Raw genomic sequence first — 22724 nt, forward strand, 5'->3', positions numbered from 1 at the left:
CTCACCTTAACCCGTGAGTAGCCCCGGGCGATGAGTCGCGTGGCGACGAACACGCTTCGCCGTCACCTGATGTCCGTCGAAAGTTCAAGGAGAGCCCGGTCCATGGAAAGCTCGCAGAACGTGCTGGAGGCGCTCCGCGGCAGTGCCACCGGCACCACGGCCCAGGCCGAGCGCCGCAAGCGCATCATCGACGCCACGCTCGCGCTGGCCGCCAAGGGCGGCTACGACGCGGTGCAGATGCGCGCGGTCGCCGAGAAGGCCGACGTCGCGCTGGGCACCCTGTACCGGTACTTCCCGTCGAAGATCCACCTGCTGGTGGTCGGCCTGGCCCGGGAGTTCGCCCGCGAGCAGGAGAAGCTCGACCGGACGAAGATCCCCGGCGACACCGCCTACGACCGGGTGCTGCACGTGCTCAACCGCACCACCCGCCAGCTCCAGCGCAACCCCGAGCTGACCGAGGCGATGACCAGGGCGTTCATGTTCGCCGACACCTCGGTCGCCAACGAGGTCGACACCGTCGCGCTGCTGATGGAGCAGCTGTTCACCCGGGCGATGACCAGCGAGGAACCCACCGACGAGCAGAAGGCGATCGCGCGGGTCATCGGCGACGTGTGGCTGTCGAACCTGGTCGCCTGGGTGACCCGGCGGGCCTCGGCCAGCGACGTGTCCAACCGGCTGGAGCTGACCGTCCGGCTACTGCTGGCCTGAGTACTCCACGGCGTCACCGTTCTGGGTGGCGGTGAGCTCGCCGCGCCGCACCAGCAGGTCCAGGTGCGCGCTGGTCTCCCCGACCGCCAGAACCTGGTTGAACAGGTCGAGGTCGGTGAAGTTCCGGTTGCGCCGGGTCCAGCCGAGCTTGAGCGCCGCCTCGTAGGCGGTTCCGGCGCCGTCGGCGATGACCTCGGCGGTCTGCCGCAGCCGCTCGTCGTGGTGGCTCAGCAGTTCCTCGACGCGCTGGTGGCTGCTGCCGCCGACGGGCCCGTGCGCGGGCAGCAGCCGCAGGTCCGGGTAGGTCTGCATGAGCCGCAGCGAGTCCAGGAAGTCGCCGAGCGGCAGCTCCGGGCGCGCGGACTCGACGCCGATCGACGGCGTGATGTGCGGCAGGACGTGGTCGCCGGAGAACAGCACCTGCGAGTCGGCGTCGACGAACACGACGTGACCGCGGGTGTGCCCGGGAGTGGGCACGGCCAGCAGGGTTCGCGATCCCAGCGGGATCTCGACCTTGCCGTGCAGCCACTCGTCCGGCGGCTCGTAGGGGTTCTCGCCCTTGCGCTCCGGCGGTTTCCCGCCGTAGGCGTCGGCGAGCTTGGTGATCAGCTCGTCGGCTCCCCAGCGCTGCAACCGCTGCAGCTCGGCGAGTTCGGTGCCCCCGGCCAGGATCGCGTCCATCGTGGGCTGCTCACCGGCACCGAGGCTGATCTTGGAGCCGAAGGTGCGGCGCAGCTGCACCGCGAGCGTGTAGTGGTCCCGGTGCACGTGGGTGACCAGGAACCGCTGCACGTCGGCGAAGTCGTAGCCGATCTCGCCGAGGCCCTTCTCCAGCTGGGTGCGGGCCTCCTCCAGCGCCCAGCCCGAGTCGATGAGCACCAGCCCGTCGGAGTCCTCGATGGCGTAGACGTTGACGGCGCGCAGCCCGTCGTTGGGCAGCGGCAGCGGGATGCGGTGCACGCCGGGCCCGACCTGCTCGACGCCGGGCTCGATCCACGCGTGCCGATCGCTCACCGCTGTCCTCCGGGTTTTCGTGCCGAAATTCCTGGAAGAGATGTACCACTCCCCGCCCTCAGGTGCCGTAGACGGGGTCGGCAACGGGGGCCTTGGCGAGCAGTTCCGAGACCACGGGGCCGAGCTCGTCGGCGTTCCAGCGGCGGCCGGCGTCGCGGGAGGGACCTCGGGTCCAGCCGGTGCCGACGGTGATGTCGCCGCCCGCGACCTCGAAGACCCGGCCGGTGACCTCGGCGGAGTCGACGCTGCCGAGCCAGGCGACCAGCGGGGAGACGTTCTCCGGCGCCATCTCGTCGAATCCCTGGTCGGGCTGGGCCATCATGTCGGCGAAGACGGTCTCGGTCATGCGGGTGCGCGCCGAGGGCGCGATGGCGTTGACGGTGACGCCGTAGCGGGCGAGCTCGGCGGCGGTGTTGAGGGTGAGGGCAATGATCCCGGCCTTGGCCGCGGCGTAGTTGGTCTGCCCGACGCTGCCGAGCAGCCCGGCTCCCGACGTCGTGTTGATGACGCGGGCCTGCACGGTCTCCCCGGCCTTGGTCCGGTCCCGCCAGTGCTGCGCGGCGTGCCGCATCGTCGCCGCGTGGCCTTTCAGGTGGACTCGGATGACCTGGTCCCACTCGTCCTCGGCGAGGTTGACGAACATCCGGTCCCGCACGACCCCGGCGTTGTTCACCAGCACGTCGAGGCGTCCGAACCGCTCCACGGCGAACTCCACGAGCTCCTGCGCCTGCCCCCAGTCCGCGACGTCGGCCCCGTGCACGGCGGCTTCGCCCCCGAGCGCCCGGATCTCCTCGGCCACCTCGGCGGCAGCGGACCCGTCACCGCCGCTCCCGTCCAGCTGCACCCCGATGTCGTTGACGACGACCTTCGCGCCCTGCCGGGCGAACTCCAACGAGTGCGCCCGGCCGATCCCCCGAGCACCCCCGGTCACGATCACAACCCGATCTTCACAAATCACGTGAATCCTCCTAGAAGTTCGTAACGTTCAACGGACCGCCCCCGCAATCCGCCCCCGACCGCGAAGACCGTCCCCCTGGCACCGGAGTTGACGGATTACTCCGGTAATCCGTCCCCGAATACGTGGAGTAATCCGTCAACCGAATACCGGAGTAATCCGTCAACCCCGAGGGGACGGGCGGATTACCGCCGTAATCGGGTTCCCGAATACGGCCGTAATCGGGGTTGGTGGGTCAGGTTCGGATGGTGTTGAGGTAGGTGGAGGTTTCTCCTCCACCGTGGACCGTGAGGTCTGAGCCGGTGATGTAGGCCGCGAGGGGTGAGGCGAGGAAGAGGCAGGCGTGGGCGACGTCCGAGGGTTCGGCGAGGCGTCTCATGGGGACGATCGACGAGAGGTCGGATTGGCCGTAGTGGTCCGCTTGGTCGTCTGAGCTCACCAGGCCCACCACGACTCCGTTGACCCGGATGTCGGGGGCGAGTTCCTGGGCGAGCGTGGTGGTGAGGTTGTCCAGGCCCGCCTTCGCCGCGCCGTAGGCGGCGGTTCCCGGGGAGGGGCGGCGGCCGGAGACGCTGCTGATGTTGATGATCGAGCCCTGCGACTCCGCCAGGGCCTCCCGGGCGTGCTGGGCGAGCAGCAGCGGGGCGACCAGGTTGAGCTCGATCACCTTGCGGTGCAAGCGGATCGAGGCCGTCGCCGTGTCGGCGACCGGGGTCCCGCCCGCGTTGTTGACCAGCACGTCCAGCCGCCCGGAGCGCTGCCGGATGCCGTCGATCAGCTCGGCGACCTGCTCGCCCTCGCGGACGTCGACCTGCGTGAAGTGCGCCGCGGCCGAACCGTGCGAGGGCAGGTCGTCGACCGGTTTCCGGGCGCAGACGTGCACCTCGGCACCTGCGCGCAGGAACGCCTCGGCGATGCCCGCGCCGATGCCGCGCGTTCCGCCGGTCACCAGCACCACCCGGCCGGTCAGGTCGATCTCGATGCCCATCCGCCGCTCCCTGCGTTCTCGCCCCTGGCGGGGTGTCCTGCGGTGTTGCTACGGTAACAACCCAACCAAACAAGTGCTAGGTTTGGCAGGTGGCATGGGCACGCACATCGAACGGCGGGACGGCGGCATCGTCGTCCTCACCGTCGACCACCCACCGGTGAACGCACTGCCGGTCAAGGGCTGGTTCGAGCTCGCAGAGGCGCTGCGCGACAGCGGTGCCGATCCGCAGACCCGAGTCGTGGTGCTGCGAGCCGAGGGACGCGGCTTCAACGCGGGTGTGGACATCAAGGAACTGGCCGCCGACCCCGGCCACGACAAGCTCGTCGCCGTCAACAACGGCTGCTACGAGGCGTTCAAGGCCGTCTACGAGTGCCCGGTGCCGGTGATCAGCGCCGTGCAGGGCTTCTGCGTCGGCGGCGGCATCGGCCTGGTCGGCAACTCCGACGTCATCGTCGCGAGCGACGACGCGACCTTCGGACTGCCGGAGGTGGACCGGGGCGCGCTCGGCGCGGCCACCCACCTGTCCCGGCTGGTGCCGCAGCACATGATGCGCGCGATGTTCTACACCGGGCAGACCGTCACCGCGGCCCAGCTCGCCGAGCTCGGCTCGGTGCACCGAGTCGTCGCGCGCGAAGCACTGCTGGACGCCGCGCTGGAGGTCGCCGCCGACATCGCGGCGAAGAACCCGCTGGTGATCCGCAAGGCCAAGGCCGCGCTCAACGGCATCGACCCGGTCGACGTCAACCGCAGCTACCGGTTCGAGCAGGGGTTCACCTTCGAGCTCAACCTCACCGGGGTGTCGGATGCGATCCGCGCCGAGTTCGGCCGCGACGAGGAGGCGTAGGTGCAGGACAAGCAGCTGACCGTCGACGAGGTGGTCTCCCACCTGCGCGACGGCATGACGATCGGCATCGGCGGCTGGGGTTCCCGGCGCAAGCCGATGGCCCTGGTGCGCGCGATCCTGCGCTCCGACCTCAAGGACCTGATGCTGGTGTCCTACGGCGGTCCGGACGTCGGACTGCTCGCCGCTGCCGGCAAGCTCCGCAAGGTCGTCTACGGGTTCGTGTCGCTGGACTCGATCCCGCTAGACCCGCACTTCCGGGCCGCTCGCCAGCGCGGTGAGCTGGAGGTCGCCGAGTACGACGAGGGCATGGTGCTGGCCGGGCTGCGCGCCGCCGCCGCGCGGTTGCCGTTCCTGCCCACCCGCGCCGGTCTCGGCTCCGACGTGATGGCGCTCAACCCCGACCTGCGCACCGTCCGCTCCCCCTACGCCGACGGCGAGGAGCTGGTGGCGATGCCTGCGCTGAACCTCGACGTGGCGCTGGTGCACATGAACCGCGCCGACCGCCACGGCAACGGCCAGTACCTCGGTCCGGACCCGTACTTCGACGACCTGATGTGCGCCGCGGCCGAGACCAGCTTCCTGAGCTGCGAGAAGATCGTGGCCACCGAGGAGCTGACCGAGACCGCCGCGCCGCAGACGCTGCTGATCAACCGGCTGCACCCGCGGGGCGTGGTGGAAACGCCGAACGGCGCGCACTTCACCAGCTGCGCGCCCGACTACGGCCGCGACGAAGCGTTCCAGCGGCACTACGCCGCCAGCGCGAAACCCGGTCAGTGGGAGGCGTTCCGCGCCGAGTTCCTCGACGGGGACGAGGCGCAGTACCAGGCGGCGGTCGAGAAGTTCCACGCACGCGCGGAGGTGCCGGCATGACGATCACCCGAGCCGAGGTCTGCGCGGTGGCCTGCGCCGACAGCTTCGCCGACGCCGGGACGGCCATCGCCTCCCCGTTCGGCACGATCCCCTCGATCGGCGCTCGCCTGGCGCGGCTGACCAGCGCGCCGGAACTGCTGCTCTCCGACGGCGAGGCGATGCTCATCGCCGAGACGACGCCGCTGGGCGAGGAGTCCACCGCCACCGTCGAGGGCTGGCTGCCCTACGGCAAGGTCCTGGACCTGCTGGCCGGCGGCAAGCGCCGGGTGATGATGGGCGCCTCGCAGGTGGACCGCTTCGGCAACCAGAACATCTCCCGCATCGGCGACTGGGGTCGGCCCAAGGTGCAGCTGATCGGCGTGCGCGGAGCTCCGGGCAACTCCGTCAACCACACCACGAACTACTGGATCCCCAACCACAGCACCAAGATCTTCGTCGAGTCGGTCGACCTGGTCGCCGGTGTCGGGCACGACCGGGCGCGTCGGGTCGGCGCGCGCTACCACGACGTGCAGGTGGTGGTGACCGATCTGGCGGTGCTGGACTTCCGGGGCCCGGACGGCGCGATGCGGCTGCGCTCGGTGCACCCCGGGGTGAGCGTGGACGAGGTGCGCGAGAGGACCGGTTTCGAGCTCGCCGTCGACGAGGTCGCGGAGACGCGGCTGCCCACCGACGAGGAGCTGTCCCTGATCCGGGATCGGATCGACCCGAAGGGGTTGCGGGACAAGGAGGTTCCGTCGTGATCGAGCAACGGCTGCGCACGCCGCTGTGCGAGCTGACCGGCGTGCGCCACCCGATCGTGCAGACCGGCATGGGCTGGGTCGCCGGACCCGGGCTGGTCTCGGCGACGGCGAACGCGGGCGGGCTCGGTGTGCTGGCCTCGGCGACGATGACGTTGCCGCAGCTCACTGACGCGGTCCGCGAGGTCAAGGAGCGCACCGGCGAACCGTTCGGGGTGAACCTGCGGGCGGACGCCGGTGACGCCGAGGAGCGCTGCGACCTGCTCATCCGCGAGGGCGTGAAGGTGGCCTCGTTCGCGCTGGCTCCCTCGCAGCGGCTCATCGGCAAGCTCAAGGACGCCGGGGTCGTGGTGATCCCGTCGATCGGCGCCCGGCGGCACGCCGAGAAGGTCGCGGGCTGGGGTGCCGACGCGGTGCTGGTGCAGGGCGGCGAGGGCGGCGGGCACACCGGTTCGGTGGCCACGACGCTGCTGATCCCGCAGGTCGTGGACGCGGTGGACATCCCGGTGATCGCCGCGGGCGGGTTCTTCGACGGCCGCGGTCTGGCCGCCGCGCTGTGCTACGGCGCGGCGGGCGTGGCGATGGGAACGCGCTTCCTGCTCACCACCGACAGCCGGGTCCCCGACGAGGTCAAGCGCTCCTACCTGCAGGCGCAGGTGGGCGACACGGTCGTGACGTCCAAGGTGGACGGACTGCCGCACCGGATGCTGCGCACGGACCTCACCGCCTCCGCCGAGTCCCAGGCCCTGCTGCGACGTCTCCCCCAGGCCCTGCGCCAGGCGGTCGCGTTCAAGGCCCTCACCGGCATGTCGTGGCGGCAGCTCATCACCGACGGGCTGGCGATGCGCAAGGCGCAGAAGCTCCCCCTCAACCGGGTCCTGCTCGCGGCCAACACCCCGATGCTGATCAAGTCGGCGCTGGTGGACGGCCATCCCGAGGCGGGCGTGCTCCCGGCGGGCCAGGTCGTCGGCATGATCGACGAGCTCCCCAGCTGCGAGAAGCTCATCGACTCGCTCGTCACCGACGCGGCCGAGGCCCTGCGCCGGACCGGCTCGCTGAGCGGCTGACCGGTTCGAGCCCGGCGGGACCGGGCTCGAACCCCCTGCTCAGCGGGCGACCGTCAGCGGGTGACGATGCCGTCGCAGAGGATGGTGATGTACTGGTCCGCGATGGACTTGATGCTGAGCTTCCCGCCCGGGTTGAACCAGTGGACCGTGGTCCAGACGGTGTCGCGGATGAAGCGGTAGGTCAGCTTCGGGTTGAGGTCCTCGCGGAACACGCCCTGCTTCTGCCCGTCCTGCAGGACCCGCAGCCAGGTCTTCTCGAACTCGTCGGCCACGCCCGGCAGGTAGTCGAAGCGCTCGAACTGGGCCAGGTAGTTGGCCTCGTTCTGGAAGATCGCGATCGCGGCCGGGTGCTTGCGCAGCGCCGAGTAGGACCGCTTGATCAGCTCGGTCAGCGCGGTGCGAGGGTCCGGCGCCTCGGCGATGATCTTGGCGTTGGCCTGCCGCTGGTCGTCGAGGAACTCGCGCAGGATCTCGTCCACCATCGCCTCCTTGGAGTCGAAGTGGTGGTAGAGGCTCCCCGAGAGGATGCCGGCGGCGTCGGCGATGTCGCGGACCGTGGTGGCCAGGAAGCCACGGGTCGCGAACAGCTCACCGGCGATGGCGAGCAGTTCGGCGCGACGTTCGGAGCCGTTCTCCCGCGCCGGGCGATTGCGTGCGGACAAGCGCTTGGTCGAGACCACGGGGCCATCCTCTCAAAGCCCCTCCGGCGGTGCTCACCGGAGGTTCACGGGTGCTGGTTGGAGACCGAGATGACCTCGCCGGTGAGGTACGTCGAGTAGTCCGAGGCCAGGAAGACGATCACGTTGGCGATCTCCCACGGCTCGGCGGAGCGACCGAACGCCTCGCGCTCGGTGAGGGTGGCCAGCAGGTCGTCGGAGGTGACCTTGGCCAGGTTCTCGTGCATCACCAGGCTCGGTGCCACGGCGTTGATCCGGACCCCCAGCTCGGCGGCGTCCATCGCCGCGCACCTGGTCAGCGCCATGACCCCGGCCTTGGCGGCCGCGTAGTGCGACTGCCCGGCCTGGGCCCGCCAGCCGACCACGGAGGCGTTGTTGACCACGACTCCAGGGGTGCCCTGCTCGCGGAAGAGCCGGGTCGCGGCCCGGGTGCAGCGGAAGGTGCCGCCCAGGGTGACGTCGACGACCTTGTCCCACTGCTCGTCGGTCATCTCCAGGATCGAGGCGGTGCCGCCGAGCCCCGCGTTGTTGACCACCACGTCGACCTGGCCGAACGTGCTGGTCGCGGTGTCGAACATGCGCTGCACCTGGGCCTCGTCGGTGACGTCGCAGGCCACCGAGGCGACCTTGGCACCGGGGATCTCGGCGAGCTCGGCCTCGGTCTCGGCGAGCCGGCGCTCGTGCCGGTCGCTGATGAGCACCTGGGCGCCCTCCTCCAGCATCCGCCGCGCGACCGCGGAACCGATGCCGGTTCCGGCGGCGGCGGTGACGAGGGCGGTCTTGCCGTTGAGCAGCCCGTGCGCGGGCGGGGCCTGGGTCATCGGGTGACCTCCTGGGGTCGGGGTTCGCGCGGCAGGCCGAGCACCCGCTCGGCGATGATGTTGCGCTGGATCTCGTTGGAGCCGCCGTAGATCGTGTCGGCGCGGGTGAACAGGAACAGCCGCTGCCCCCCGTCGAGGTCGTAGGGCGGGCCCTGGGCGACGAGCCCGCCGGGCCCGGACACCGCCATCGCCAGCTCCCCGAGCTCGCGGTGCAGGTTCGACCACAGCAGTTTGACCACCGAGGACTCCGGACCGGGCGGGCCGTCGGCGCCGAGCAGCCGGAAGACGGTGCAGCGCAACGCCTCCAGGTCGGTCCAGGCTCGGGTGATGCGGTCGCGCAGCAGCGGGTCGTCGAGGGCCCCGGTGGCGCGGGCCCGCTCGGTGATCTCGGCGAGCTCGCGGCGGAAGACGACCTGCTGGTCGACGGTGCCGATGCCGCGCTCGAAGCCGAGCGTGCCCATCGCGACCTTCCAGCCCTGGCCGACCTCGCCGACGACGTTCCCGGCGGCGGTGCGGGCGTCGTCGAAGAACACCTCGTTGAACTCCGAGGTGCCGGTGAGCTGCATGATCGGCCGCACCCGGATGCCGGGCTGGTCCATCGGCACCAGGAAGTAGGACAGCCCCTGGTGGCGGCTCCGCTCGGGGTCGGTGCGGGCCAGCACGAAGCACCAGTCCGCGACGTGGGCCATCGAGGTCCACACCTTCTGCCCGTTGAGCACCCACTCGTCGCCCTCCAGGCGCGCGGTGGTGGCCACGTTGGCCAGGTCCGACCCGGCTCCGGGTTCGGAGTAGCCCTGGCACCACAGCTCGCGGGCGCCGACGATCTCGGGCAGGAACCGCTTCTGCTGCTCGGGGCTGCCGAAGGCCATCAGGGTGGGGCCGAGCAGTTCCTCGCCGATGTGACCGACGCGCACGGGCGCTTCGGCCCGGGCGTACTCCTCGTGGAAGATGACCTGCCGGCCGACGCTGGCTCCGCGCCCGCCGAACTCCTCCGGCCACCCCAAGCAGGTCCAGCCGTGCTCGGCCAGCAGCCGGTCCCAGGCCAGCCGCACGTCGAATCCCTCGTGCTCGCGACCGGGCCCGCCGAGCCCCCTGGCTTCGGCGAACTCGCCGGTCAGGTGCTCGGACAGCCACTGCCGGACTTCGCAGCGGAAGGCCGCTTCCTCGGCGCTGTCGGTGAGGTCCACAACCGCCTCCTCGGCGTCGTTCCCGCCTCGGCACTCTACCAAGCACTTGCTTGTTCGGCTAACCTCGACCGTGCCGCAATCGCAAGGCCGAGCTAGGAGCGCCCGATGGCAGCAGACAAAGCGGTCGTCCACTACGAGGTCCGCGACCAGGTCGCCGTGGTGACGATGAACCGGCCCGACTACCGCAACGCGCAGAACTCGGTGATGACCTACGCGCTCGACGACGCGTTCTACCGCGCGTGCGAGGACGACCGGGTCAAGGTCATCGTGCTCGCGGGCGAGGGCAAGCACTTCTCCGCCGGGCACGACATCGGCTCCCCCGAGCGCGACATCGACGTCAGCTACCCGCGCCGCGCCGGCCTGTGGTGGGACCACACGACGCACTCCGGCGGCGAGTCCCGCTTCGCCCGCGAGCAGGAGGTCTACCTGGGCATGTGCCGCCGCTGGCGGGAGATGCCCAAGCCCGCGATCGCCTCGGTGCAGGGCGCCTGCGTCGCAGGCGGGCTGATGCTGGCGTGGGTGTGCGACCTGATCGTGGCCAGCGAGGACGCGTTCTTCGCCGACCCCGTGGTGAAGATGGGCATCCCCGGCGTGGAGTACTTCGCGCACCCGTGGGTGCTCGGCCCCCGCATCGCCAAGGAGTTCCTGTTCACCGGCAAGCGGATGAGCGCGCAGCGGGCCTACGAGATCGGCATGGTCAACGACGTGGTGCCGCGCGAGGACCTCACCGACGCCACCATGCGGCTGGCGAGCTCCGTCGCCGAGATGCCCACCTTCGGGCTGTCGCTGACCAAGAAGGCCATCAACCAGGCAGAGGACCTGATGGGCATGCAGAGCGGCATGGACTCGGTGTTCGGACTGCACCACTTCGCCCACGCGCACAACGCCGAGGTCGGCAAGGACTCCCTGGCCGGCATGGACGCGCGCAGCATGAAGAAGTCCAACGAGGAGCGTGGCTGAGCCGTGGACCTGGAGCTCTCCGAGGACGACCTGGCCTTCCGCGACGAGGTGCGGGCGTGGCTGCGCGAGCACGTCCCCGCCGAGCCGCTGCCCTCGCTGGAGACCGCCGAGGGGTTCGCCGCCCACCGCGAGTGGGAGAAGCTGCTGCACTCGGCGGGGTTGTCGGTGGTGTCGTGGCCGCGCGAGTTCGGCGGCCGCGGGGCGTCGCTGCTGCAGTGGGTGCTCTTCGAGGAGGAGTACTACGCGGCCGGGGCGCCCGGCCGGGTCAGCCAGAACGGCATCTTCCTGCTGGCGCCCACGCTGTTCGAGCACGGCACCGACGAGCAGAAGCTGCGCTACCTGCCGAGGATGGCCGCCGCCGAGGACATCTGGGCGCAGGCCTGGTCCGAACCCGAGGCCGGCAGCGACCTGGCAGGCATCCGCTCGACCGCGCGGCGCGTCGACGGCGGCTGGCTGCTCAGCGGCAACAAGACCTGGAGCTCGCGCGCGGCGTTCGCCGACATCGCCTTCGGCCTGTTCCGCAGCGACCCCGACGCACCCCGCCACAAGGGGCTGACGTACTTCCTGTTCCCGCTGGACGCGCCCGGGGTGACGGTGCGGCCGATCCAGCGCATCGACGGCAAACCGGCCTTCGCCGAGCTGTTCCTCGACGAGGTCTTCGTGCCCGACGCCGACGTGCTGGGCGGGGTCGGCGACGGCTGGCGGGTGGCGATGAGCACCGCGAGCAACGAGCGCGGGCTGACGCTGCGCAGCCCCGGGCGGTTCCTGGCCACCGCGCAGCGGCTCACCGAGGTTCCCGGCGCGCTCGACGACGACCGGGTGGTGGACGCGTGGGTCTCCGCGCAGGCCTACCGGCTGGCGACGTTCGAAACCGTGACCAAGGTCCTCGACGGCGCCGGGCTGGGCGCGGAGGCGAGCCTGAACAAGGTCTTCTGGTCCGAACTGGACACCGCGATGCACGAAACCGCTTGGGATCTGCTGGGTCCGGAGGCGGAGTCGAGCTCGTGGGTGGAGGGCTACCTGTTCTCGCTGGCCGGGCCGATCTACGCAGGGACCAACGAGATCCAGCGCAACATCGCCGCCGAGCGGGTGCTCGGCTTGCCGAGGGGGTCGCGATGAGGTTCGTGCTCGAACCCGAGCAGCAGGACATGGCCGACACCCTGCGCTCGGTGTTCGCCACCGCCGACGTGCCGGACGTCGCCCGCGCGTGGGCCGGTGGCGACGCCGAGGGCTGGCGGAAGCTGTGGCAGAGCCTCGGCGACCTCGGGGTCACCGGCGTGACGCTGCCCGAGGAGCGCGGCGGGCTCGGGCTCGGCCCGGTGGAGCTGACCGTCTGCCTGCAGGAATGCGGGTACGCGGGACTCCCGGGACCGGTGATCGAGTCGCTGGCGCTGCTGCCCGCGCTGGTGCCGGACCTGACCGCCGACGCGGCGGTGCGCACGGCGGTGGTCGCGCCGCACCTGCCGTGCGCGCTGGACGCCGACCTGGCCGACGAGGTCTACGCGTGCGACCCCGGTTCGACGCGGTTGCTGACCGGGATCTCGTTGCGGCGCAGGGAATCCTTCGATCCGGCCCGGCGGCTTTTCGAGGTCGACGCCACCGGCGGGCGGGACGTGCCCGGCGCGGACTTCGAGCGCGCCTTCGACCTGGCGGTCCTGGGCTGCGCGGCCTACCTGCTCGGGCTCGGGCACCGGATGCTCGACCTGGCCACCGAGCACGTCAAGCAGCGGCAGCAGTTCGGCAGGCCGGTCGGCGAGTTCCAGGCGGTCAAGCACCACCTCGCCAACGCCCTGCTCAAGCTGGAGTTCGCCCGCCCCCTCATCCGGGGCGCGGCCCTCTCAGCGGGAGGCCCGCACGGCGGCAGGGACGCCTCCGCGGCCAAGCTCACCGCCGCCGACGCGGCCCACCTCACGGCCCGCGCCGCCCTGCAGGTCCACGGCGCCATCGGCTACACGGCCGAACACGACCTGCACCGCTACCTCACCAAGACCACGGCGCTCCGCCAGTCCTGGGGCACCCCCGCCTGGCACCGCCGCCGCGTGGCGACGGCCCTGGCCACCGACCCGAAGACTCCCATCGGCACCTCCTGACCGGTGGCGGGGTTCCCGATTTCAATGGAAATCGGGAACCTGATTTCCATTGAAATCGGGGGTCGGGTTTCCATTGAAATCCGAAACACCCCTCGGAAGTGGCGCGGAGAGGTGACTCCGGGCTTGGAGGTTGTTGTGCGGTTTGCTTTCAGCGAGGAGCAGGAGGAGCTGCGGGAGGTCGTGCGGCTGCTGCTGGATCGACGGGGTGGACCTGCGGTGGGCGAGCCCGAGGAGGTCGCCGAGGGGTTCGATCGGGAGGTGTGGTCTCAGCTGGCCGAGCAGGTGGGGGCGCATTCCCTGGGGATTCCCGAGGAGTTCGGGGGCGCTGGGTTCAGCCAGCTGGAGACGTTGATCGTGGTGGAGGAGCTGGGGCGCCGGCTGTCCGACATCCCGTTCTTGAGCAGTGCCGTGCTCGCCGCCGAGGCCCTGCTGGCCACCGGTGACGCGGACGCGTGCGGGCGGCTGCTGCCGGGCATCGCGAGCGGGGAGACGATCGCGGCGCTGGCCTGGGCCGAGCCCGACAACGGTTGGCGCACGAGCGGTTTCAGCACCACGGCGACCGACGATCGGCGGCTCACCGGGCGCAAGGTGCACGTGCTCGACGGGGCGCAGGCCGACGTGCTGCTCGTGCTGGCGACCCGCGACGGCGAGCCGGCGCTGTTCGAGACCGACGCGGCCGCCGCGGTCGCCACCACTCCCCTGGACCCGACCCGCCGGATGGCCGAGGTCCACCTCGACGACGCGCCCGCGCGACCGGTCGGAACGCTGCCGGTGCAGCGGCTGGTCGACGTCGCGGCGGCGGCCGTGGCGGCGGAGTCGGTGGGCGCGGCGCAGCGCTGGCTGCACGAGACGGTCGAGTACACCAAGATGCGCACCCAGTTCGGCCGCCCGATCGGCTCGTTCCAAGCGCTCAAGCACCGGCTGGCCGACTGCTACGTCGCCGTGGAATCGGCCCGCTCCCTGTCCTACGCCGCTTCCTGGGCGGTCTCTACCCGCGACGAGCGGGCGGGCGAGCTGGCGGCGATGGCGAAATCGGCCTGCACCGAGGCCTACTACGCGATCGCCGCCGAAGGCGTGCAGCTGCACGGCGGCATCGGGATCACCTGGGAGCACGAGGCGCACCTGCACCTCAAGCGCGCCCACTCCGCGACCCAGCTGTTCGGGACCCCGAGCGCCCACCGCGCGACCTTGCTCAGCGCGTGAGAAGCGGCTGCTCCGCCGGGGTGGCGGAGCAGCCGCTCATCAGGTCCCTAGGCCAGCCGGACCACGGCCCTGGCCTTGGCCAGGACCTCCACCCCGCCGGAGGTGGCCGAGAGCTCCACCACGGCGCGGTTGTCGTCGAGCTTCTCGGTCACCGTTCCCGAGACCTCGACCTCGACTCCGGTGTCGTCGTCGGGCACGACGACGGGCTTGGCGAACCGCACGCCGTACTCCTCGACCGCACCCGGGTCACCGACCCAGTCGGTGACCAGCCGGGCCGCCTCGGCCATCGTGAGCATGCCGTGCGCGATCACGTCCGGCAGCCCCGCGGACTTGGCGATCCGCTCGTTCCAGTGGATGGTGTTGAAATCGCCCGAGGCACCGCAGTAGCGCACCAGCGTCAGCCGCTGGACGGGATAGCGCTGCGCCGGGATCTCGGTACCGACCTCGACCTGGTCGAACGCCACGTTCGCGGCCATCACTGCCCTCCCTCTGCGGTTCCGCGCGAGATGATCGTGTTGACCGCGGTCCCGACCAGGTCGCCGTCGACGTCGACGATCTCGGTCTCGATGCGCACCAGCTCGTTGCTGCCGGCGTCGCGGATCTCCACGATCCGCCCCCGCGTGCTGAGCACGTCCCCGGCGCGGATCGGCCTGCGGTAGCTGAACTTCTGCTCGCCGTGCACGACCATCCGGTAGTTCAACCCGAAGTCCGGCCGCAGGATCGGGTTCTTCTCCGACGCCGCGCCGGTGGCCACGATCCCGAAGGTCGGCGGCGCGATCACGTCCGGATGCCCGAGCGCACGAGCCGCCGCCGGGTCGCGGTAGGCCGGGTTGGGATCACCGATCGCGTCGGCGAACTCGCGGATCTTGCCCCGGCTGACCTCGTAGGCCTCGTCCGAGGTGAACTCGAAACCGATGTAGTCCCTGTTGATCGCCAACCTTCCTCCTTCCACCACCTGCGCAGCTCGCACCGCCGGGGGTTCTGAGCGGCTTCGTGGCGAGCACGCCGCGACGCCGCGTATTGACATGCTCGAGGAGTGGCGCGCGGAGTCCGCGGAGCCGCTCAGGTTCCCCCACCCGCACCGCCGAGCAGAAGGACCGCTCGGAGAGATCTCACAGCCGCTCGATGATGGTGACGTTGGCGGTTCCGCCGCCCTCGCACATGGTTTGGAGGCCGTAGCGGCCGCCCGTGCGTTCGAGCTCGTGGAGCATCGTGGTCATCAGCTTCGCGCCGGTGGCGCCCAGCGGGTGGCCCAGGGCGATCGCGCCGCCGTTGGGGTTGACCCGGGCCGGATCGATGTCGATCTCCTTCTGCCACGCCAGCACGACGCTGGCGAAGGCCTCGTTGATCTCCACCACGTCGATGTCCGAGCCCTTCAGGCCGGTCTTGTCCAGCGCGTGCTCGGTGGCCGGGATCGGCGCGGTCAGCATCTTCACCGGGTCGTCGCCGCGCACGCTCATGTGGTGCACGCGGGCGCGCGGACGCAGCCCGTGCGCCCGGACCGCCTGCTCGGAGGCCACCAGCAGCGCCGCCGACCCGTCGGAGATCTGGCTGGCCACGCCCGCGGTGAGGCGTCCGCCCTCGCTCAGCGTCTTGAGCCCGGCGAGCTTGTCCTTGTCGGTGTCGCGGCGCGGCCCCTCGTCGTGCTCGACTCCGGCCAGCGGCGCGGTCTCGCGGTCGAAGTGCCCGCCGTCGATGGCGGCGATCGCGCGCAGGTGGCTGGTCAGCGCGAACTCCTCCATCTGCTCGCGGGAGAGCTCCCACTGCTCGGCGATGAGCTCGGCGCCGCGGAACTGTGTGACGACCTCGTCGCCGTAGCGCTTGGCCCAGCCCTCCGATCCGCAGTCCGGACCGTAGGCGCGGGGGAATCCGAGCTGATCGGAACCGCGCAGGGAGCTGCCGATCGGGATCGCCGACATGTTCTGCACGCCACCGGCGATCACCAGGTCGTTGACACCGGACATCACCGCCTGCGAGGCGAAGTGCACCGCCTGCTGCGAGGACCCGCACTGGCGGTCCACGGTGACGCCGGGAACGTGCTCGGGGTAGCCGGCCGCGAGCCAGCCGGTGCGGCCGATGTTGCCGGCCTGCGCGCCGACGGTGTCGACGCAGCCCCAGACCACGTCGTCGACCGCCGCCGGGTCGATCCCGGTGCGGTCCACCAGGTTCTGCAGCACGTGCGCGGACAGGTCCGCCGGGTGGATCCCGCTGAGTCCGCCGCCGCGCTTGCCGACCGGCGTGCGCACCGCGTCGATGATGTAAGCCTCCGCCATGAGGAGTCCCTTCCGTCGCCACCAGTGGCCGGGTCGAGAGTAGTCCCGGAGCACTGCGGAAAACAAGCAAGCGTTTGGTTGCACCGAGCCGAAACGCGTTCGCAGGGCGAACGCTTCATGTACTCACTTTCCGTGATCGACTGGTTGCTCTCCGCTGTGTTAGGGTCTGCGGATTGCACGTGCACGTGCGGATGAGCTGCGACGAAAGAATCTGGGGGAGACAGATGCTCTCGTCAGAAGAGGCGAGCGAACCCGATCCGAGCATGTGGCTGCGGCAGCTGGTGCTGCGCGGTTTCCAGCTCATGCCACCGGTGCGGGACGGCTCCGGCGAGCTCGAGGCGCTGATCTACGTGCGCCCGCACGGCGACGTCATCGACATCGTCGAGGTCCTGGCCGAGGACCACGTCCGCGCCGCCCGCGTTCCCCGCCGAGGCGAGATCCGCACCGACGACAGCGCAGCGTACTGGCGCATCACCGGTGATGTCATCGACGTCGTCGACCAGGTCCTGGCCCTCCCGGAACCCCTCATCCGCGTCTGAACCGCTTCCGGGTCTGAACCGCTTCCGGGATCAGCGCGCTTCCCTGCTGCCCACGGGCGTTTCATCCGCGCGGAGCTCGTTGAGCCGGTAGTTCGCCTGCGCGGCCAGGTGCTCGTCGGCGCCCAGGACGCGCTCGTAGGCCTGCCGGGCCCCGGCCAGATCACCGCGCCGGTGCAGCGCTTCGCCCAGGGCCAGCACCGCTTCCGGCGTCGGGTCCGGCGCACCGATCTCCACCGCGCAGCGCAGGTAGACCAGCGCCGCCTCCGCGTCGTCGGCGGCCAGCAGGGCCGAACCCGTCTCCTGCGCCCACTCGGCGACGTGCTCCTCCGGCACCACCTCGGTCATCCGGCGCAGCGTGTCGGCGGCCTCCAGGTGGTCGCCGTGGGCGCGCTGCTCGTCGAGGACGACGCGCACGTTGTTCATCGCGTCCTCCCCCAACTCGGCCTCGGGCACGTGCCCGGCGGCCTTGACGAACGCGTGCACCGCGCCCGGCAGGTCCGCGGCCTCGTAGCGGATCAGGCCGATGCCGAACTCGCCGCGCGCCGCGATCTCCGGGTCCTCGCAGGCGCTGACCCGCTCGAAGTGCCGCATCGCGGTCTCGGCGTCGCCGTCCTCCAGCAGCAGCTCGCCCAGCCTGCTGCGGGCGGAGTCGGAGTGCCCCGGCACGCCCAGCTCGATCGCGCGCTCCAGCCAGCGGGCCTTCTCGCCGCGCTCGTCGGCCCGCTCGGCCAGCAGCAGGTGCGCCGGCACCGCGGTACCCGGGTCCTCGGACTCGGCTGCGCGCAGCAGCATCTCGGCCGACTCCGGGGCGGTCTCGCCGACCGCGCGGATCCGGCGCTGCAGGGCCATGCCGAAGATCTCGGGCGACTCGGCGGCCTCCTCGGTCTCGTCCCAGGCCTGCTTGGCGGCGGCGGCCTCGCCGACCCGGTGCTGCAGGTGCCCCAGCAGCACACCGGCTTCCACCGCCGCGGTCCCGGCGCCCTCGGCCTTGGCGTGGCGGGCGACCGCGATCGCGCCGTTGAGGTCGTGCACCCGGATCAGCAGCTGGGCCATGAGCACCCCGGCCCGCGCTATGGCGGCGGGTTCGCCGGTGCGGATCGCGCGCCGGTACCAGCTCAGCGCGATGGCGTTCTCGCCGCGCTTCTCGGCGAGCTTGCCCAGCGCTATGTGCGCCTTCGGCAGCGCGGCGGGATGGCCGTGGTCGGCGACCAGGCGGAAGAACGCGGGGGCGTCGGCACCACCGGACGCCTGCGCGCTGCGGCCGAAGTCCAGGGCCAGCTCGGAGCAGGCGCGCGCGTCCTCGCCGTCGGACTCGGCCAGCAGGCGCGCGGCCGCGGCCAGGTCGGTCCGAGCGGCGCACCAGAAGTCAGCGAGCAGCTCGGAACCGCGGTGCTCGGCGATCGCGGCCCGGGCCGCCTCGACGTCGCCCTCGCGCAGCATCCGGTCCGCGCGCTCGTCGGCGTCCTCGTCCTGCCGCACGGTCGCTTCCGGCTCCTGATCGGGGGTTTCCGGTTGCTGCGCAGGGGTTTCCGGGGTGGTGGCGCGCAGCTCGGCGAGGATCGCCGCGGCCCGCTCGGAACTGCCGACTCCGGCGGCGGCGACCTCGGCCAGCAGCTCGGCCGCGCGCTCGGGACTCCCCCGGCGCCGCAGCAGCTCGGCCGCGCTCACCTTCGCCACGGCGGCCTCCTCCGCATCGGCGCCGTCGGCGGCCTGCCGCCAGGCCCGCAGCGCGCCGTCGGCGTCGCCGTTCTCCTCGCGCAGCGCTCCGAGGAGCAGCAGGCCCTGCTGGCGCAGCTCGGCGTGCCCGGACTCGGAGATCAGCCGCAGCGCCCAGTCGGCGAAGTCCGGGACCCCGCGCCGCAGGTAGCGGTGGGCGAGGGTGAGGCACAGCTGGGTCGCGGTGAAGTGCGGTTCGTCCTCGTCGGCCAGCAGCAGGAAGCTGGACCGCGCCGGTTCGAGCTCCTGGCGCAGCGCGCGCATCGCGAACACCGCGACCGGTGCGGCCGTCGACGACGACCCGGCCGCGCGGGTGAACAGCTCCAGCGCCTGGTCCAGGCGATCGTGGTCCACGTGCTGCTCGCCGAGCAGGAACGCCGCGCGCGGCCCGAACTCGGGGTGTCCGCTGGCGGCGGTGCGCTGGTAGAGGTCGGTCAGCGCCTCGGTGCGCTCCAGCGTGCGGTAGATCAGCGAGAGCTTGCCGAACACCTCGCCGAGGATCGCGGGATGCCGCGTGGCCAAAGCGGTTTCGAACGCGGCGATGGTGCCGTCGGGCTCGCCGTGCTCCATGAGCAGCTCGCCGAGCCGGCACGCGGTCCACGGGCGCAGCGCCGGGTGCCCCGCGTCGACGACGCGCTGCAGCAGCCCGCGCGCCCGCTCGTGCTCACCGCGCCCCAGCAGCTCCTCGGCGAGCGCGGTGCGCGCGGCGGTCGCGGCCAGCGCGTTCGGCGACTCGGCGAGCCGCGCGAGACCGTCGGCGGGAGACCGACCGCTGCGCACGACGCGCGCGGCCTCGGCGAGTTCCCGCACGGAGGGCTCGGCCCCGGCCAGCATCGAGTCCACTTCGGACTCGTCGTCGCGCTCCACGCGCAGCAGCACCGGCAGCACGCCGCGGGAATCGGGTTCGTCCAGCAGCGCCTCGATGAAAGCGGCGCCGCGGGCCTCGGTTCCGCCCTCGGCGGCGACTCCGCGCAGCAGCTGGCGGGCGCGGGCGGGGTCGCCCAGCGCGGCCTCGGCCAGGCCCAGCGAGATCCGGGCGCGCGGGGCGTTGTCGGGGTCGTGCTCGACGAGGCCCTGGTAGGCCTCGCGCGCGGCCGCGATGTCGCCGGAGGCGGCGGCCTGCTGCGCGCGGCGCTCCAGCTCGGCGGCGTCGACCGGCTCGGGTTCGCTCGGCTCGATCGGCAGAACCGCCAGCCGCGCGGTGTCCTCCACACCGGGCTCGACCGGTCCGTCGAAGTCCATCGTGGACAGTGCCAGTTCCGCCTCGTGCGCGACGTTGGTGTCCTCGGAGCGCGCGGCCACCCGGAACGACTCCACCGCCGCGTCGGGCTCGCCGCGCTCGTAGCGCAGCACGCCGACGTGGTAAGCGGCGCGCGGGGCCTTTTCCGGGTGGCCGGAGTCCACGACCAGGCCGAAGGTCTCGATGGCGGCATCGGTGTCGCCGGAGTCGCGCTGGATCTCGGCGAGCACGCCCAGCGCCTCCAGGCTCAACCTCGGGTGGCGGCTGTCGATGACGCGCTGCAGCGCCTGGCGGGCCTGCGGGATCCGGTCCATCCGGCGCAGCTGCAGGCTGAGCTGGATCAGCGCGTGCAGCCGCACGCTGGGGCGCGGGTCCTGCGCGGCGCGCTCGTAGGCGCGCGCGGCCCCGGCCGGGTCGTCGAGGGCCACCAGCACGCCGCCGAGCAGCACGTGCCCCCACGCGAGGTGCTCGGGGTGGCCGAGCTCGATGATCTGCTCGGCGAGGCGGCGGGTGACGTCGGTGTCGTCGACGTGCAGCGCGTAGAGCTTGCCCGCGCCCAGCGAGCCGTAGTGCGGGTGCCCGCTGTCGAGCAGCTTGCGCAGCAGCGGCTCGGCGTCGTGGTCACGTCCCTGCTCCAGCATCGCCAGCGCGCGCTGGTAGGCGATCTGCAGGAACTCGGTGCCCTCGGAGCGCTCGGGCGGCAGGGTCAGCTGCTGAGCGGCCTCGACGACGGCCGGGTCGCCGCAGGCCAGCGCGCGGGTGCGGGCCTCGCGGGCGCCGCCGGTGTCGCCGAGCTGCTGGAGCACCTGGGCCAGCAGCACGTCGGCGCGGCCGGCTTCGTCGGGTTCGGCGCCTTCGGTGGCGAAGCGCAGCAGGACCTGGGCGGTGGGCAGTTCCCCGGTGTTGAGCAGCAGGTGCCCGAGGGCGAGGGCGGCGGCTTGGGCGTGCTCGGGATGTCCGGAATCGATCACCCGCTGGTAGACGTCGCGGGCGGCGGAGAGGTCGTCGTTCTCGGTGAGGATCGCGCCGAGCATGAGCCCGGCCTGGGCGGCGGCTTCGTAGTCGCCTTCGTCCAGCACGGTGCGTAACGCCTGCGCCGCGGCGTCGTGATCACTGTCGAGCAGCAACTGCCTCGCTCGAGTGACCTCTTGCTCCCACCGTGACATTCCGCTGCGCCCTCCGATCGGGTGATCGCCGATCACGAGAATATCGCCCTCGGCGCGTCCGGGAACCGCCCGCAGCCACCTTTCGCCCGCACGCGCGAAGGAGCGGGCCGCCCATGCGATGGACGACCCGCTCCCCGGGGGATTCAGCACTCGGTCAGCTGGCGAGCTGCTTGAGCCGCTCGAAGCCTTCCTTGTACTGGTTGATGTCGGTGTTGCCGCTGATGCCGGCGACCTTGCCCTTGTCGGTGTACTGCCAGAAGTCCCAGTCCTGGAACCCGGTGGGCACCGTCGGGCTGTCGACCTCGTAGGCGGCCAGCCACAGGTTGTGGTTGCTGAAGGTGTCGGTGCCGCCCATGCACTGCTTCCAGAAGGACGGGTTGGCGTAGATGATCGGGTCCTTGCCGGTGCGCTGCTTGACCGTGTCGTTGAACGACTTGGTCCACTGGTGCATCTGGTCGACGCTCATGCCGTAGCAGCTGCCGCCGTTGGGGTCGACCTCCAGGTCGAGCACCGGAGGCAGGGTCTTGCCGTCGTTCTTGTAGTCGATGATGTCCAGGAACCGGTTGGCCTGGGTCGCGCCGTCGGAGTCGTCCGGCCGCGCGAAGTGGTAGGCACCGGAGATCAGGCCCGCGTCCTTGGCACCGTGGTACTGCTCGGAGTACTTCGGGTTCGTGAAGTCGGTGCCGTCGCTGGCCAGGACGAAGGTGAACTTCTTGTTGTCGGCCGCGACCTTCTGCCAGTCGATGTTGCCGTTGTGGTTGGACACGTCGATGCCCTCGACGGGCGGGCCCAGCGGAGCGGGCTCCTCGGCCTGCTCCTCGGACCGGGCCTCGGCGGGCGCCTCGGTCTTGGTCTCCGCGCGGGTCTGCGGCGGGTCGGCCTTCTTCTGCTCGACCATCGGGGCGGCGTTCTTCTGCTCGGCCATCGGGGCGGCCACGGCGGCCTCCTCGACGTCCCGCTCGTCACCGCCGGTGACACCGCCGATGATCAGGCCGACGACGCCGACGGCGGCGACGCCCGCAGCCACCTGCACGGGGCGCAGGCGGGAGGCGTTCTTGACGGACTCGGGGACGTGCGGCGCAACCCTCTCCCGGAGGCGCCGCACGGCGGGGGCGTTGGTGATGCGCTGCAGCAGCGGGGACAGCCACTGCGCGAGGCGCTGGAGCAGCGGCGCGAGCCACTGGCCCACTCGATCCGCGGCGGCCCGCAGACCGGTGTCGGCACCCTGCGCCTTCGCGTGCCGCGCACTCTCGGTCGCCTCGTCGGGGGTCGAGGCATGATCGTTGTGTACGGGGGATCTGCTGTGGTCGGGGGTCTCGGGTTTCACGAGCCCCACACTCCGCGACGGAGAGTGGTCTGCCATCGAGGTATATACCTAGACGGGTACCTAGTTTCACCCCATCGGGTATCGATCCCCACATGCCCGGTTACGCATCGTGAGACAACCCCAGCGGTCGACGAATCCTAACCACATCACTCCCCCGCTTCGGCACCGCCCCACCGCCTCCGCAGCGCTCGGCAGCGGTGCGCACCACCGAGCGTCCCCGCCCGAGCACCCACCGCCACCCCCGGGGACGTGACCCCGGGGGTCCCGACACGCCGGGTCTAGTGGCACGGTTGCCCTGGTGTCGGGTCGGGCACAATGCTCGATCGGATCTGGCGAAGATCG

At 71.5% G+C, this 22724-nt stretch carries 21 protein-coding genes; 10 read left to right on the top strand and 11 right to left on the bottom strand.

Translation table 11 applies throughout. The features are described 5' to 3' along the window. Window positions 1-102 precede the first annotated feature (102 nt). Window positions 103-708 (top strand): cholesterol catabolism transcriptional regulator KstR, encoded by a 606-nt coding sequence (kstR, locus tag QFW96_RS14000; protein ID WP_281456058.1) that lies wholly within the window; start codon window positions 103-105, stop codon window positions 706-708. On the opposite strand, the gene QFW96_RS14005 is transcribed toward kstR, so the two are convergent. From QFW96_RS14005 to QFW96_RS14015, 3 genes are all read right to left on the bottom strand, one after another. Next, a complete protein-coding gene (locus QFW96_RS14005) occupies window positions 694-1722 on the bottom strand; it encodes an MBL fold metallo-hydrolase (RefSeq protein ID WP_281456059.1) in 1029 nt (342 codons plus the stop codon). The genes kstR and QFW96_RS14005 overlap by 15 nt on opposite strands. 58 nt (window positions 1723-1780) lie before the next feature. Beyond that, window positions 1781-2686, bottom strand: a complete 906-nt coding sequence (locus tag QFW96_RS14010; protein WP_281456175.1) for an SDR family oxidoreductase — start codon at window positions 2684-2686, stop codon at window positions 1781-1783. Window positions 2687-2912: 226 nt separating this feature from the next. After that, entirely contained in the window at window positions 2913-3665 is a 753-nt protein-coding gene (locus QFW96_RS14015; RefSeq protein ID WP_281456060.1) for an SDR family oxidoreductase, read from the bottom strand. A gap of 94 nt (window positions 3666-3759) precedes the next feature. Between QFW96_RS14015 and QFW96_RS14020 the strand changes: the two genes are divergently transcribed. Genes QFW96_RS14020 through QFW96_RS14035 form a run of 4 tightly spaced genes read left to right on the top strand, consistent with a single transcriptional unit; the run spans window position 3760 to window position 7183 of the window. After that, window positions 3760-4509 carry an enoyl-CoA hydratase family protein gene (locus tag QFW96_RS14020; RefSeq protein WP_281456061.1) on the top strand — a complete coding sequence of 250 codons (750 nt, stop codon included), beginning with the start codon at window positions 3760-3762 and terminating at the stop codon, window positions 4507-4509. Continuing rightward, on the top strand, window positions 4510-5379 hold the full coding sequence (locus QFW96_RS14025) for a CoA transferase subunit A (protein WP_281456062.1): 870 nt from the start codon (window positions 4510-4512) through the stop codon (window positions 5377-5379). It begins immediately after the preceding gene. Then, entirely contained in the window at window positions 5376-6119 is a 744-nt protein-coding gene (locus tag QFW96_RS14030; protein WP_281456063.1) for a CoA-transferase subunit beta, read from the top strand. Before QFW96_RS14025 ends, QFW96_RS14030 begins: the two co-directional genes overlap by 4 nt. 11 nt (window positions 6120-6130) lie before the next feature. After that, a complete protein-coding gene (locus QFW96_RS14035) occupies window positions 6131-7183 on the top strand; it encodes an NAD(P)H-dependent flavin oxidoreductase (protein ID WP_281456176.1) in 1053 nt (350 codons plus the stop codon). A gap of 53 nt (window positions 7184-7236) precedes the next feature. Here the strand turns inward: QFW96_RS14035 and QFW96_RS14040 are convergent, their stop codons facing one another. The 3 genes from QFW96_RS14040 to QFW96_RS14050 are packed head-to-tail and all read right to left on the bottom strand — an operon-like array spanning window position 7237 to window position 9868. After that, the gene (locus QFW96_RS14040; RefSeq protein ID WP_281456064.1) at window positions 7237-7863 is read right to left on the bottom strand and encodes a TetR/AcrR family transcriptional regulator; all 627 of its coding nucleotides are present in this window, start codon (window positions 7861-7863) and stop codon (window positions 7237-7239) included. Between the two features lie 44 nt (window positions 7864-7907). After that, on the bottom strand, window positions 7908-8681 hold the full coding sequence (locus tag QFW96_RS14045) for an SDR family oxidoreductase (protein ID WP_281456065.1): 774 nt from the start codon (window positions 8679-8681) through the stop codon (window positions 7908-7910). Next, a complete protein-coding gene (locus tag QFW96_RS14050; RefSeq protein ID WP_281456066.1) occupies window positions 8678-9868 on the bottom strand; it encodes an acyl-CoA dehydrogenase family protein in 1191 nt (396 codons plus the stop codon). Before QFW96_RS14050 ends, QFW96_RS14045 begins: the two co-directional genes overlap by 4 nt. A gap of 105 nt (window positions 9869-9973) precedes the next feature. Here QFW96_RS14050 and QFW96_RS14055 point away from each other — a divergent pair, with 105 nt between their 5' ends. From QFW96_RS14055 to QFW96_RS14070, 4 genes are all read left to right on the top strand, one after another. Continuing rightward, on the top strand, window positions 9974-10828 hold the full coding sequence (locus QFW96_RS14055; RefSeq protein ID WP_281456067.1) for an enoyl-CoA hydratase: 855 nt from the start codon (window positions 9974-9976) through the stop codon (window positions 10826-10828). Window positions 10829-10831: 3 nt separating this feature from the next. Beyond that, on the top strand, window positions 10832-11947 hold the full coding sequence (locus QFW96_RS14060) for an acyl-CoA dehydrogenase family protein (RefSeq protein WP_281456068.1): 1116 nt from the start codon (window positions 10832-10834) through the stop codon (window positions 11945-11947). Next, window positions 11944-12918, top strand: coding sequence for an acyl-CoA dehydrogenase family protein (locus QFW96_RS14065; RefSeq protein ID WP_281456069.1), 975 nt, complete (start codon window positions 11944-11946; stop codon window positions 12916-12918). Before QFW96_RS14060 ends, QFW96_RS14065 begins: the two co-directional genes overlap by 4 nt. A 135-nt stretch (window positions 12919-13053) precedes the next feature. After that, window positions 13054-14121 carry an acyl-CoA dehydrogenase family protein gene (locus QFW96_RS14070; protein ID WP_281456070.1) on the top strand — a complete coding sequence of 356 codons (1068 nt, stop codon included), beginning with the start codon at window positions 13054-13056 and terminating at the stop codon, window positions 14119-14121. Between the two features lie 47 nt (window positions 14122-14168). On the opposite strand, the gene QFW96_RS14075 is transcribed toward QFW96_RS14070, so the two are convergent. The 3 genes from QFW96_RS14075 to QFW96_RS14085 all read right to left on the bottom strand — a co-directional run bounded on the left by QFW96_RS14075 (window position 14169) and on the right by QFW96_RS14085 (window position 16394). Then, window positions 14169-14597: a MaoC family dehydratase gene (locus tag QFW96_RS14075; RefSeq protein WP_281456071.1), complete on the bottom strand. Its 429-nt coding sequence runs from the start codon at window positions 14595-14597 to the stop codon at window positions 14169-14171. Then, a complete protein-coding gene (locus QFW96_RS14080; protein ID WP_281456072.1) occupies window positions 14597-15058 on the bottom strand; it encodes a MaoC family dehydratase N-terminal domain-containing protein in 462 nt (153 codons plus the stop codon). Before QFW96_RS14080 ends, QFW96_RS14075 begins: the two co-directional genes overlap by 1 nt. 175 nt (window positions 15059-15233) lie before the next feature. Then, window positions 15234-16394, bottom strand: coding sequence for an acetyl-CoA C-acetyltransferase (locus QFW96_RS14085; RefSeq protein WP_281456073.1), 1161 nt, complete (start codon window positions 16392-16394; stop codon window positions 15234-15236). Window positions 16395-16618: 224 nt separating this feature from the next. Here QFW96_RS14085 and QFW96_RS14090 point away from each other — a divergent pair, with 224 nt between their 5' ends. Then, window positions 16619-16933 carry a hypothetical protein gene (locus tag QFW96_RS14090; protein ID WP_281456074.1) on the top strand — a complete coding sequence of 105 codons (315 nt, stop codon included), beginning with the start codon at window positions 16619-16621 and terminating at the stop codon, window positions 16931-16933. Window positions 16934-16963: 30 nt separating this feature from the next. Here QFW96_RS14090 and QFW96_RS14095 read toward each other — a convergent pair whose 3' ends face one another. After that, window positions 16964-21016, bottom strand: coding sequence for a tetratricopeptide repeat protein (locus QFW96_RS14095; protein ID WP_281456075.1), 4053 nt, complete (start codon window positions 21014-21016; stop codon window positions 16964-16966). Window positions 21017-21209: 193 nt separating this feature from the next. Then, window positions 21210-22382 (bottom strand): lysozyme, encoded by a 1173-nt coding sequence (locus QFW96_RS14100; RefSeq protein WP_281456076.1) that lies wholly within the window; start codon window positions 22380-22382, stop codon window positions 21210-21212. Window positions 22383-22724: the final 342 nt, after the last annotated feature.

This window comes from Saccharopolyspora ipomoeae (assembly GCF_029952525.1).
Taxonomy (GTDB): Bacteria; Actinomycetota; Actinomycetes; order Mycobacteriales; family Pseudonocardiaceae; genus Saccharopolyspora; species Saccharopolyspora ipomoeae.